This window comes from Methylobacterium brachythecii (assembly GCF_014196345.1).
GTDB classification, from domain to species: Bacteria; Pseudomonadota; Alphaproteobacteria; order Rhizobiales; family Beijerinckiaceae; genus Methylobacterium; species Methylobacterium brachythecii.
In genome coordinates, this window is record NZ_JACIDN010000010.1 from 85,956 (window position 1) to 96,185 (window position 10,230).

At 64.5% G+C, this 10,230-nt stretch carries 17 protein-coding genes; 14 read left to right on the forward strand and 3 right to left on the reverse strand.

Features of this window, described 5'->3' with window-relative positions:
* Position 1: 1 nt before the first annotated feature.
* From GGR33_RS22610 to GGR33_RS22620, 3 genes are read left to right on the forward strand one after another with little or no spacing between them, the layout of a single operon-like run.
* Positions 2 to 298: a hypothetical protein gene (locus GGR33_RS22610; protein ID WP_183511106.1), complete on the forward strand. Its 297-nt coding sequence runs from the start codon at positions 2 to 4 to the stop codon at positions 296 to 298.
* Positions 295 to 1,800 carry a replicative DNA helicase gene (locus GGR33_RS22615; RefSeq protein ID WP_183511122.1) on the forward strand — a complete coding sequence of 502 codons (1,506 nt, stop codon included), beginning with the start codon at positions 295 to 297 and terminating at the stop codon, positions 1,798 to 1,800. The genes GGR33_RS22610 and GGR33_RS22615 overlap by 4 nt, the downstream gene beginning before the upstream one ends.
* A 55-nt stretch (positions 1,801 to 1,855) precedes the next feature.
* On the forward strand, positions 1,856 to 2,872 hold the full coding sequence (locus GGR33_RS22620; protein WP_210302166.1) for a DUF1376 domain-containing protein: 1,017 nt from the start codon (positions 1,856 to 1,858) through the stop codon (positions 2,870 to 2,872).
* A 9-nt stretch (positions 2,873 to 2,881) separates the two neighbouring features.
* Here GGR33_RS22620 and GGR33_RS22625 read toward each other — a convergent pair whose 3' ends face one another.
* Entirely contained in the window at positions 2,882 to 3,127 is a 246-nt protein-coding gene (locus tag GGR33_RS22625) for a hypothetical protein (protein ID WP_183511142.1), read from the reverse strand.
* Positions 3,128 to 3,225: 98 nt separating this feature from the next.
* On the opposite strand from GGR33_RS22625, the gene GGR33_RS22630 reads away from it, so the two are divergent.
* The 5 genes from GGR33_RS22630 to GGR33_RS22650 all read left to right on the forward strand — a co-directional run bounded on the left by GGR33_RS22630 (position 3,226) and on the right by GGR33_RS22650 (position 6,840).
* Positions 3,226 to 3,621 (forward strand): hypothetical protein, encoded by a 396-nt coding sequence (locus tag GGR33_RS22630; protein WP_183511154.1) that lies wholly within the window; start codon positions 3,226 to 3,228, stop codon positions 3,619 to 3,621.
* 434 nt (positions 3,622 to 4,055) lie between these two features.
* Complete coding sequence (locus tag GGR33_RS22635; protein WP_183511156.1) at positions 4,056 to 4,268, forward strand: DUF6894 family protein; 213 nt, start codon at positions 4,056 to 4,058, stop codon at positions 4,266 to 4,268.
* 119 nt (positions 4,269 to 4,387) lie between these two features.
* Entirely contained in the window at positions 4,388 to 5,251 is an 864-nt protein-coding gene (locus tag GGR33_RS22640; protein ID WP_183511160.1) for a hypothetical protein, read from the forward strand.
* A gap of 55 nt (positions 5,252 to 5,306) precedes the next feature.
* Entirely contained in the window at positions 5,307 to 6,272 is a 966-nt protein-coding gene (locus GGR33_RS22645) for an AlbA family DNA-binding domain-containing protein (RefSeq protein ID WP_183511165.1), read from the forward strand.
* A 241-nt stretch (positions 6,273 to 6,513) separates the two neighbouring features.
* Positions 6,514 to 6,840, forward strand: coding sequence for a hypothetical protein (locus tag GGR33_RS22650; protein ID WP_210302167.1), 327 nt, complete (start codon positions 6,514 to 6,516; stop codon positions 6,838 to 6,840).
* Here GGR33_RS22650 and GGR33_RS22655 read toward each other — a convergent pair.
* Both GGR33_RS22655 and GGR33_RS22660 read right to left on the reverse strand, forming a co-directional pair.
* A complete protein-coding gene (locus tag GGR33_RS22655; protein WP_183511170.1) occupies positions 6,837 to 7,040 on the reverse strand; it encodes a hypothetical protein in 204 nt (67 codons plus the stop codon). The genes GGR33_RS22650 and GGR33_RS22655 overlap by 4 nt on opposite strands.
* A gap of 149 nt (positions 7,041 to 7,189) precedes the next feature.
* Positions 7,190 to 7,462: a hypothetical protein gene (locus tag GGR33_RS22660; protein WP_183511176.1), complete on the reverse strand. Its 273-nt coding sequence runs from the start codon at positions 7,460 to 7,462 to the stop codon at positions 7,190 to 7,192.
* A gap of 54 nt (positions 7,463 to 7,516) precedes the next feature.
* Here GGR33_RS22660 and GGR33_RS22665 point away from each other — a divergent pair, with 54 nt between their 5' ends.
* From GGR33_RS22665 to GGR33_RS22690, 6 genes are all read left to right on the forward strand, one after another.
* On the forward strand, positions 7,517 to 8,419 hold the full coding sequence (locus tag GGR33_RS22665; RefSeq protein WP_246413397.1) for a site-specific integrase: 903 nt from the start codon (positions 7,517 to 7,519) through the stop codon (positions 8,417 to 8,419).
* The gene (locus GGR33_RS22670; protein ID WP_183511197.1) at positions 8,416 to 8,589 is read left to right on the forward strand and encodes a hypothetical protein; all 174 of its coding nucleotides are present in this window, start codon (positions 8,416 to 8,418) and stop codon (positions 8,587 to 8,589) included. Before GGR33_RS22665 ends, GGR33_RS22670 begins: the two co-directional genes overlap by 4 nt.
* Positions 8,586 to 8,786 (forward strand): hypothetical protein, encoded by a 201-nt coding sequence (locus tag GGR33_RS22675; protein WP_183511203.1) that lies wholly within the window; start codon positions 8,586 to 8,588, stop codon positions 8,784 to 8,786. The genes GGR33_RS22670 and GGR33_RS22675 overlap by 4 nt, the downstream gene beginning before the upstream one ends.
* A gap of 102 nt (positions 8,787 to 8,888) precedes the next feature.
* Entirely contained in the window at positions 8,889 to 9,134 is a 246-nt protein-coding gene (locus GGR33_RS22680; protein ID WP_210302168.1) for a hypothetical protein, read from the forward strand.
* Between the two features lie 175 nt (positions 9,135 to 9,309).
* Positions 9,310 to 9,585, forward strand: a complete 276-nt coding sequence (locus GGR33_RS22685; protein ID WP_246413399.1) for a hypothetical protein — start codon at positions 9,310 to 9,312, stop codon at positions 9,583 to 9,585.
* Positions 9,585 to 10,226: a putative metallopeptidase gene (locus GGR33_RS22690; RefSeq protein ID WP_246413401.1), complete on the forward strand. Its 642-nt coding sequence runs from the start codon at positions 9,585 to 9,587 to the stop codon at positions 10,224 to 10,226. Before GGR33_RS22685 ends, GGR33_RS22690 begins: the two co-directional genes overlap by 1 nt.
* Positions 10,227 to 10,230 lie beyond the last annotated feature (4 nt).

Sequence of the window (10,230 nt, forward strand, 5' to 3'; positions counted from 1 at the left end):
GATGTCTGGCCCCTCCTCCTACGACATCAAGCGTCCGTCCTCTCCGGTGCCGTTGTCCCGACGCGCCACCGTCGTGCGCGAGGCCGCGTCCCGGTACTGGGACATGTTCACCCGCTACCGCGGTGACGACCAGTCCAAGTGGTTCGACTGCGATATCGCGCTGGCCGAGAGCGCCGATGCTCTCGACCGACTCGCGACGCTCTCAGCTCTGACGAGCGACGAGTATGTGATCGACCTGCTGAACCGGGCGATCGAGAAGCACACGCCCGCCGAGGCCTCCGATGAGGCCGCAGCATGAACGAGCGCTTCGAACCGGACTACAGCGATGTCGTGCCACTGCGGCGGCCGCCGGCGGGCGTCCAGGCTCGTCCGGGCGCTGCCCCGGGCGACATCTACCCGATCGCCAGCGTCGAGACCGAGCAGGGCCTGCTGGGTTGCATCCTGACGAACCCGCACGTCTTCCCGCTCGTGCAGCACCTCGTCGCGAGCGAGCACTTCGCCGAGCCGATCCACCAGGCGATCTGGGAGGGTATGGCCGAGGTCACGGCGGCCGGCGACACGCCGAACCTGCTGAAGGTCGCGGCGGCGCTGGGGCCGGCCTTCACGAAGCGGGATCTCGGCAACGGCCAGACCGGCATGGTGTACCTGGTGCAGTGCGCAGGCGGCGGCTGCACGCCGATCGGCGCCGACGAGCACGCCCGGACGATCCAGCAATACTGGCAGCTCCGGGCGCTCCACGCGGCGACGTCACGCGCCGGCGAGGCCGCGGGCTACGTGCCCGGCCCCCTCCTCTCTCAGGTCTATGCGCGCGTCGATTCCGTCCGTGCGTCCTTCATCGACCGGAAGGTCAAATCGGCCACGGCCGGTGAGGCCGGCGATGCGCTCATGGAGCGGATCCAGAAGTCTCTCCAGGGCAACGGTGAGCGCCGCCCGAAGACCGGCATCGACATGCTCGACCGGGAGATCGGCGGCGGCCTTCAGAAGTCGTTCCTGATCACGCTCGGCGCCCGCACGTCGATGGGTAAGTCGATCGTCGGGGTCGAAGTCGGCAGCAACGTCGGGCGGCAGGGCGTGCTCGCGATCTACCATTCGCTCGAGATGTCGCGCGAGCAGATCGCGGCCCGGCGCGCCTCGAGCTGGCTTTTCGCCCACGGTAGCCATGACATCCCGTATGAGCAGATGATGCGCGAGGACGGGCTGTCGGACGCACAGGCGCAGCTTGTCGGCGACGCCGTCTACAAGATGCGCGGCGAGCACTTCCACATCGAGGACGGCGGCGGCCGCACCATCGGCGACATCGCTGCCGCGTCGGATCGGCTGGCGAACTCGTATGCCCGCCGCGGCATCCCGCTCGGGACCGTGATCATCGATCACGCGCACATCGTGAAGCCGAGCCGGTCCTTCAACCGTGAGGACGAGGGCCTGAAGGAGGTCGCCGACGGCGCCCTCGAACTCGCCAAGCACCTCGACACGACGGTCCTGCTGCTCGCCCAGCTCAACCGGAAGACGGAGAGCCGGGCGCAGGACGAGCGCCGGCCGACGCTGGCGGATCTGCGCGGCGCCGGTGCGTTCGAGGAGAACTCGGACGTCGTCGGGTTCCTCTATCGGCCGGCCTATTACGTCGAGCGTTCGAGCGCCTTCCGTAACGGCAAGACCGAGGCGCACATCGAGTACGACGGCTGCAAGTACGACCTCGAAATCATCATCGAAAAGAACCGGGCCGGGCGCGCGAACCACATCGTGCGCGCCTGGATCGACCCGGCTCTCAACGCTGTCCGCAACCTTCAGCACGGGTCCTAGAGCCATGCGTGAGCCACTTGTTCCTCTCCATGTCGACGTGCGCGAGTTCGCGTTCATGCCGCTCGACGTCGCGCGGCTTCGCGATTCCGCGATCGTCGACGAGATCTCCGGTGATGAGTTCCGGGCCGCGATCCTTCTGTGGTGCGCGTCCTGGCATCAGGTGCCGGCTGGTTCGCTACCGAACGATCCGAAGCAGCTCTCGAAGTTCGCGGGCTACGGGCGCGTAATCGCCGAGTGGGAGAAGGTCGCCGGCGGCGCGTTGTACGGCTGGATCGAGTGCTCCGACGGCCGGCTCTACCACCCTGTGATCGCCGAGAAGGCGCTCGAAGCCTGGGAGAAGAAGAGCGAGTTCAGCCAGCGCAGCAACGCGCGCGCTGAGCAGGCTCGTGCAGCTGCTGAAGCACGCTGGGGCAAGGGTCAGGGCGGTGACGAGGCCGCGGCGAGCGACGCTAAGCCTTTGGGGACGAAGGCCTTGGAAACGAAAAATGCTGAACCGATGCGTGAGCAATGCGGGAGCATGCCGGGAGCATTGCCGAAAGGGAATAGACAGGGACAGGGAATAGAAACTGCTGCAGCGCGAAGCGCGGGACGATCAGGCTCGGACGAACTCGGGGCACGTTTGCGCCCCCTGGTCGGAAGCCTGCCCGTCTCGGTCGATCCAGACCTGACCCCCATCCGAAAGCTTCTGGCTGAAGGCCTCGAACTCGACGACGTCGAGCAGGGGATTCGCGCCTTTGTGGAGCGTGGTCGAACCCGGCCAAGGGCCTGGGGAGACTTCGAGAAATGGATTCGGCGCGCCGCGAAGGATCGGCTCGATGTGGACGGTTCGCCGCCGGCACCGACGATCGGTGGGAAGCCCCGCCCGCTGCCCAGCCCCGCCCAGATCCGGCGCGTGCAGATCCGCTTTGCGGCGGAGCACTTTCGTGGCCATTTCTCGGATGGCTGGCCGAACGAGATGCGACCCGGGCACCCGGACTGCACGATCCCCGAGGAGGTCATCGACGAGGCCCGGCTTCTCGTCGCGACCCAGCAGGGCGTGTCGTTGGCCGAATTCAGCGCAACGGCGCACTAGCGGCGGAGCTCAGTCGTACCCGATGGCAGTCGCATCGCCCCAATCGATCTTAAGCTCCGTCCCCGCCGGGGCATGTCCTGCGGCGGAAGCGACTTCGACCGCCACGAAGCTGACGGCGACCATCCCGGCCAACAGCATCAGCGCGACGCCGAGTGCCATCGTCACCTTCGCGGCGTGCGGGCGCAGGAAGTGGATCGTGAGACAGCCGAGAGTGAAGGCGGCGGCTTCGATGATCGAGACGTGATCCGGGCGCAATGTCGTCCTGCTCGTTCGTCGGTTGTTTCAGCGCCGGGGGAATAGCCGAAACCGATCGATCCTGTTCCTGCGCATTTGGATGAGCTGCCCCGACGGCGATGAACGCCCAACGACCCATCGTCCCCGTCTACCCGCCTCGCTACACGGTCCGCGCCGTCACGGCCTGGGCAATTGCGCTGCTGAATGCTTACAAGCCTGCCCTGCCAGCCTCGCCGATCATGGCGGCGAAGCGCGAGCCGGAGGCAGATGTCGCGTTCCGGACGTTGCTGCAGACCTGCGTTGCCGACTCGATCCATCGTAGGCAGCTTGGCGCCTGGTGCACCGCCAAGGCCAATCCGGCCGACCGAGATCTCTCGTTCGCGCAGGCCTGCAAGCGGCACGGCTGGTCGGAAAAGACGGCGGAGCGAAACGTTGATCGCTCGCTGACGGCCCTTGTGCTTGCGCTCAACAACGATGGCGCTGGAGCTCAGTCGCTAAACCGCGAACACAACTGACCATTTAGCCGAGGGGGTATAATAGAAAATAGCGGCTACTGCTTTTGTGCCGTTGCAGCTCCCGCAAATTTAACGATTTGGTAACTTTCGAAAATGAAGATTAAGAACGATTACCGCCACCACGGCGCTTTCCGTCAAGATGCGCGACAAGCTTTTGCAGAACCTTCCGAATATGGCTCCGCACCGAATCCGAAGGTTGGGGAGTTGCCTCCAACCGGTCTAAAACGTCGTCTTCGCCTGCCTGAAACACGACGTCATACTCCGCTGGATGGACTTAGTTGTAAGTCGTTATTTCCCGCAAAAGCAAGCGGACATTGACTACGCAGGCGGCCGCTGAAACGCGAAAACTTGGATGTGCCTTAGGAGCGACATCTTATTCAGTCTATAAAACCAAATGCGCCCAAAAAGCGTAAAAACAAGATCGGGAGGAGCCTTTGCCTGCGCGATTTCATTTCGACCTAGTAAAGGATGCCGAAATTATCCGGGATATGGATGGTGTTGAAGCGACCGATATCGAGTCCGCAATCGAGCAAGCCGAAATTTGCCTAAGGGAGTTCCGGGATGCAGGCGAACTTTCCGGAAACGAAGGTTGGACACTCGTCATCCGAGATGAGATTGGAACCGAGTTGGACCGGTTGCGCGTCTGATCTTGTAAGAGACCAAGCCATGCGCCCTCAAGGCGCAAGCCCTGCCAAAGATTTTGCTTGACGGTGACGGCGATAGCCCCGGATCGGCGAATTCTCGCAATCTGAATACAGGCTTTCCCGTGACCGCGCCGGCCGCCCGTACCGCTTCAGGCCTCCTCGATATCTCCGCCGCCCGCGCGAAAGATGCGCGCCGCAGCCGTGCCGCCGATCCGCGCGGCGATCGCTACAATCGCTCGGGCGCCTACAAGCACGGCGCCGGCGTCGGCAAACCCGTGCGGCGCCAAGCCGTCCAAACGTCGGTGTGCGCGGTGTCCGATCCGTTCGACCCGGCCAGGCGGCTACAGGTCTCGGTGAACCGCAACGTCGACATCCTCGAGGTCGAGCGTAGTCACGGCCGGATCCAGGTCTCCGAGTACGAGACCGGCCGACAGGTCCAGGCTATCCTCGAGCGCGCATCCGGCGCCCGGCTCGGCTCCTCCGGATGGGACATCTCGGGCTCACGCGACCAGACGATCGCGCACGAGCTCGCCGTGATCTACGCCATCGAGGACGCCCGGCTCGTTGCGAAGCTGAAGGACAAGATCGTCCGAGCGGTCGGCACGCCTGGCGCCCGCTTCCTTGCCGAGGTCCTGGTCGGAGGAAAAACCTTTGCGCAATACGCCGCCGCCCGCGGCCGTAGCGGCGAGCGCGGCACCGCCGGCGTCGCCAACCACTTCCGGATCCTGATGGAGTACCTGGACGAGGCCTTCGCTGCCGAGGGCGTGAAGGACGTCACCCGGGAATGGTTCTTCCGAGCCGAGCCGAGCTCAGAGCCGACGGACGAGAAGGGGCGCGTCGTTCCCAAAGGTCACGGCCACGTCTGGGGCGGCGAGGAATCGCGGTACGCGCGACATATGAACGACGAGGCTCGGCAGCTCGTCGGTCGCACGGCTCGGGTTCGGGATATCGTCGGCGCGCGGCATCGGGTTACGGGCGATAACTAGCAAAGCCTAGCGGAATCGCGGTCTTGTTCTGTACGCTCGCTTTTGGAGGGCGAGCATGCGCGATCTGTACGACCAACTTCTGGCAGAGGGCGAGGCAGGTATAGATCGCCTTATTGGCGAACGAACCCAAGAATTTTTGGAGCTAGACTTTAAACGTAAGGAGGTCGACCGCAACGGCGAGTTCTCGACGAAAGATCGTCGTATGCTTGCCGAGGCGCTATCCGGCTTTGCAAATTCTGCTGGCGGTCTTCTCATCATTGGGATCGATGCTAGGCCCGGAGATGACCAGATCGACTGTGCTCAAGCTCCGTTTCCTATCATGGGGATCGAACGATTTTTAGCAGACGCAAATAATGAGATCGGTCAGCTAATTCAGCCTCGCCTCGACGGCGTCGCGATAGCGGCTATCGACTCGCGGCGTGAACCAGGTTCCGGATATCTTCTTGTTTATGTCCAGCAATCTGAACGCCGACCGCATCGTTCCGAGGCCAAAGGGCAGAAGCTTTACTATAAGCGGCACGGTTCTTCATTCTACGTCATGGAACATAATGATCTTGCCGATGCTTTTGCGAGGCATGGCGTTCCCACAATAGATATCAACATAAAAATCGGCTACGTTTTTGGCGTTGGCGCTATGCGTAGATATGTATTGCAAGTATATTCATCAAATACATCTGATTATATTGCAAAGTTCCCCTATTTGATATTGAGAAATATGTCAGGATGCCACCCGACTAATGGGATCGAGCACGATCCGGCTCAACCGTTGAGGATGCAGGAAAGAGACGGGACGATTTCATTTTTCGGGGGCGCCGATGACGTGGTTCATCCCGGTACTGAGAGACATATGGCAAACATCACTGTGACCTTCTCGCGCGACGGACATCAAGGCTGGATGCCGGTGCACGCCAAAGCGGGGGATCCGGTGCCGTCTTTTGAGGCTAAGATAGGTTGTGAGGGTGCGCGCCCGATGGTTCATCGGCCGTTGTTCGACATTGAGATGTTCGACTTGCCCCGTTGACCCGTCGGGCAAATCTCTGCATAGCCACAACGTCGCGAGACGAACGCCCGCTGCCCCATCCGGCCGCGGGCGTTGTCGTTTCTGGAACCGGCGGGGTGGCCTCTACCTGCCCGCTGCGACCGCTGATGCAGGAGCCGACAGGCTTACAGATCCCCGACCTGCATAAAGAACCGTGGGGCCCGCAGCCGGGCGGAACAGCCGGCACCCTTTCAGCCGCAAGAACCGCTCAACAGCATTGGCGTTGAAGCGTGACGACGTGGGCCACGATTTCACATATGATCGGTCCTCGATGAGCGCGCACGCGATCGCCACCGCGATTGAGCAGGAAGTCTCGGCCTTCCGCAATCTGCGGTTCCGCGACCAGGCCGAGTACCTTGAGGCGAAGGACGCGCATTGCGCGCGCATCCGGTCGCTCGTCCGTCAGCTCCGTCCGAAGATCGGTGTGCCCGAGATGCTGTCGTTCGGCACTGGCCGGCGCACGTTCGGCGGTCGCTCGTTCGAGGTCGTCGCGAAGATCCCACGCAAGCTCGCCGAGCGTTCCGCCAGCCGAGGCCGGCAAAGCGCCTAAGCGTCGATGAGCGCGACCTTCTCGACGCCGTGATTGATCGCCAGCGCGATCGTCCTGGCGTCGTCGAAATCGGTCTGCTCCGGCATCTGGAGCATGATCGTCTTCTCGCCGAGGCCGATATCCTCGGAGACCTCGAACACCAGGAAGCAGGGCTGTCCCGGGTCCCGCTCTTTCACCGTCACCACGAAGTTGCGCTTCATCGGATCCCCCCGTCGAAAGCGTGTCTTCGAAATAGGCGGCAACAAGTCTTTCAGTTCCGTTTTCGACGGCGCTTTCCACGGTCTCCTGAGACCGGATTTATGGTCGATCTGCCATAGGCAGCGCTTCCGCTAAATTGTGTTGTCGGAACCTATCCAAGGCTGCCTACCAAATCGCCAAGTCGTTGTCCGAGTTGTTCGATCGCTACTTCCTTCGGGATGTTGCGACTAACGATCAATCCCTCCTCGTCAGTACGCGCTTCCCATCCGGTGCCGAGATCTTCGAGGATCTCTTTTTTCGCCCCGGTCCCGTAGGCCTCAGCCAGCTCGTTGAGGCGGATCACGAACTGGTCGTTGCCGGCTTCAACGCCTTGCTTCAACCGAGCCAGAAGCGCTGCCGCAGCCCTTCGCGAACCTGAGTTCAAAATATGTCTCCATTGCCGGTGCCGGTTGCACCGGCAAACTTCACACCAGTCTCGTTGGTTCGCGCCATTGCCTATTCGGCGGAGGCTCGAGCCGAGCGGACCCGCAAGGCCTACTCGTCGGCCTTCACCGGCTTCGTGAATTGGTGCCGGAGCGTCGGTGCCAACCCGATGCCGGCCGAGGCGCCAACCGTCGCCGCCTACGTCGCGCACCTCGCGGACAGTGGCCGGAAGGCAGCGACCATCAACCTGCATGTCGCGGCGATCGCGGCCGTGCACCGGGCCGGTGGCCACGAACCGCCGACCGGCGCCGAGGCGGTGAAGGCCACGGTACGGGGCGCTCGCCGGGCGCTTGGCACGCGGCAGACCCGTAAGGCGCCGGCGACCGCCGAGACGCTGAAGAAGGTCCTGCGGAAGGTCCCGGACACCACCACCGGGTTGCGCGATCGGGCGCTTCTGTTGCTCGGATTCGCCGCGGCGTTGCGCCGATCCGAACTCGTGGCGCTCGACGTCGCCGATCTCGAACGGGTGCCGGACGGCATCATCGTCCATATCCGCCGGTCGAAGACAGACCAGGATGGCGCCGGCCAGGAGATCGCGGTCCCGCGCGGCTCGAAGCTGAAGGTCTGCGAGGCGCTCGACGCTTGGCTCGCCGCAGCTCGCATCATCACCGGCCCGGTGTTCCGGTCGATCAACAAGGGCGGCGCGATCTCGTCCGAGCGTCTCACCGATCGCTCGGTGGCCGACATCATGAAGCACCACATCGCAGCAGCCGGCCTCGATGCCACGCTCTTCTCCGGCCACTCGCTGCGGGCCGGCTTCGTCACCTCGGCGCTCGCTGCTGGCGCCGACGTGCTGAAGGTCATGCACGTCACCCGGCACACCCAGGTGACGACGCTGCAGAAATACGATCGCCGGGCCCGGGCCTTCGACGATCACGCCGGAAAGAAGTTCCTGTGAGCACCGTCGCCCGCCTCGGCCAGGATCCGGCCGCGTCCGCCTATGGCGATTACCTGCGCGAGAAGCGCAACGGCATGTGCCCGATCCAGCGCGAGCACGAAAAGGTCCGCGCACTGCTCGATGCGGTGAAGGCCGGCGGCGAGCGCGTCATCCCGGAGCGTCGGCTGTGACCCGCCCCGCGGTCGCCCGACTGCTCGCCGGTCTCAACGTCCAGCGCGGCGCCCCGACTGCCGAGCAATGGGTCGATGCCCTCGGGCTCGTCGCGAACGCCGAGCGCGTCCCAGGCCGCTGGCTCTGTCTCGAATTCACATCGGGCGGCAGCGCCCGCATCTCCGAGGTCCCGCTTCCCGATGAAGAGCACGCCTAGCCTGCCGCCGGCGACCCCGGCGCCCGTCTCCTCGCCCGCGCAGGAAGTCGCGGCGGCCGAGCGCGAGGTCCGTCGCGCGCTTCTGCAGAGGTTCCGCCTGTGATGACCGACGAGCAACGCGCCCGCGTGCCGGGCATCCTGCGCGAGATCATCGACCTGGATCGCAAGATCGGCGCGTTCCGCGATCGCGTCGCGGCCGCACCCGTCTTGCCGATGAAGATCGGGAATGAGGCTCGGCGCCTTCGCCGCCTGCGCGACGAGCTGACCGCCGGCGCGCGCCAGCTCTACGGCCGCGCGCCTCTCCGCGGCGACACGGGCCCGGGCCGGCCGACGGCGGTGGCTGCTTGATGCCCCGCCTCGCCGCCCTCCTCGTGCTGCTCGGCGTCGCGATCTCCGCGCGGCGTCCACGGAAACCCCGTCGCCTCGTGAGGCCTGATGCTCAGGTTGCGAATCTGCCGAGGCGGCTGTCATCGGACGAGTTTCGGCTGCTGCTTATGCGCAGCCCTTCCGAGGCGCGGCACTGATGCTCCGCATCGCCCTGCCTTTCCTAATCGTGCCGTTCGCCGTGATGGGCGGCGGTATCGCCACCGGCCGCGCGGCTGAGCCTCGGCTCGCAGTGGCCCTCGCCTGCTCCGGATCGATCGCAGGCTCGGACTGCTCGCGTGAGACCGCTCTCGACATTGTGGTAGCGCCGGCCGGTGAGACCGACTGCCCGAAGGTCGCGCAGGTCCTCGCGACGCATCTCGATCTGCCCGCCGGCGGCTATCACAAGCTGATCTGTGAGCGGCGGAAGAGCTAATGCTGTCGCGCCCTCGCCCGCCGGAGCACCTGCTCGGCCAGGAAGGCACCGTCACGCCGACGCCATTCGTGCCCGCGCCCGAGCTCGAAGCCTGGGCTCGCGCAACGTTCATCGACGACGACGCCCCGCTCCTCAACGAAGAGCACATGCACCTGAGAGACGCCACGCTCGGCTTCCTATGGTGCGCAATCCCGAACGCCCGGCAAATGAACGCCGTCGTCGGCCAGGCCGAGATGCTGTCCCTGCAGGGCGGCAAGTGGTCGAAGGCCCGGCAGGAGATGCAGATCGAAGGCTGGTTCGGCCGCCTGCCGGACTTCCTGATCACGCTCCACGCCGATTACGCCGACCAGTGTTCGGACGCGGGCTTCTGTTCGCTCGTCGAGCACGAGCTGCTCCACTGCGGACAGGCGAAGGACGTCTGGGGCCAGCCGCGGTTCTCGAAGCAGACCGGCAAGCCGATCTTCTCGATGCGCGGACACGACGTCGAGGAGTTCGTGTCGATCGTCGCTCGGTACGGCGTCGGCAACGGAGCCGGCCAGACCGCCGCTCTCGTCGAGGCCGCCAACCGCGCCCCCATCGTCTGCGAGGCCGACATCGCCGGCGCCTGCGGGACCTGCGGGCGACGTTTGACCATCATTTGATAAG

Bases quoted from the DNA above. Each gene is read 5' to 3' on its own strand.
- GGR33_RS22645 (WP_183511165.1), top strand. From the start codon at position 5,307: ATGCGCGATCTGTACGACCAACTTCTGGCAGAGGGCGAGGCAGGTATA.
- GGR33_RS22655 (WP_183511170.1), bottom strand. From the start codon at position 7,040: ATGAAGCGCAACTTCGTGGTGACGGTGAAAGAGCGGGACCCGGGACAG.
- GGR33_RS22620 (WP_210302166.1), top strand. From the start codon at position 1,856: ATGCCGCTCGACGTCGCGCGGCTTCGCGATTCCGCGATCGTCGACGAG.
- GGR33_RS22630 (WP_183511154.1), top strand. From the start codon at position 3,226: ATGAACGCCCAACGACCCATCGTCCCCGTCTACCCGCCTCGCTACACG.
- GGR33_RS22615 (WP_183511122.1), top strand. From the start codon at position 295: ATGAACGAGCGCTTCGAACCGGACTACAGCGATGTCGTGCCACTGCGG.
- GGR33_RS22680 (WP_210302168.1), top strand. From the start codon at position 8,889: ATGACCGACGAGCAACGCGCCCGCGTGCCGGGCATCCTGCGCGAGATC.
- GGR33_RS22690 (WP_246413401.1), top strand. From the start codon at position 9,585: ATGCTGTCGCGCCCTCGCCCGCCGGAGCACCTGCTCGGCCAGGAAGGC.
- GGR33_RS22610 (WP_183511106.1), top strand. From the start codon at position 2: ATGTCTGGCCCCTCCTCCTACGACATCAAGCGTCCGTCCTCTCCGGTG.
- GGR33_RS22685 (WP_246413399.1), top strand. From the start codon at position 9,310: ATGCTCCGCATCGCCCTGCCTTTCCTAATCGTGCCGTTCGCCGTGATG.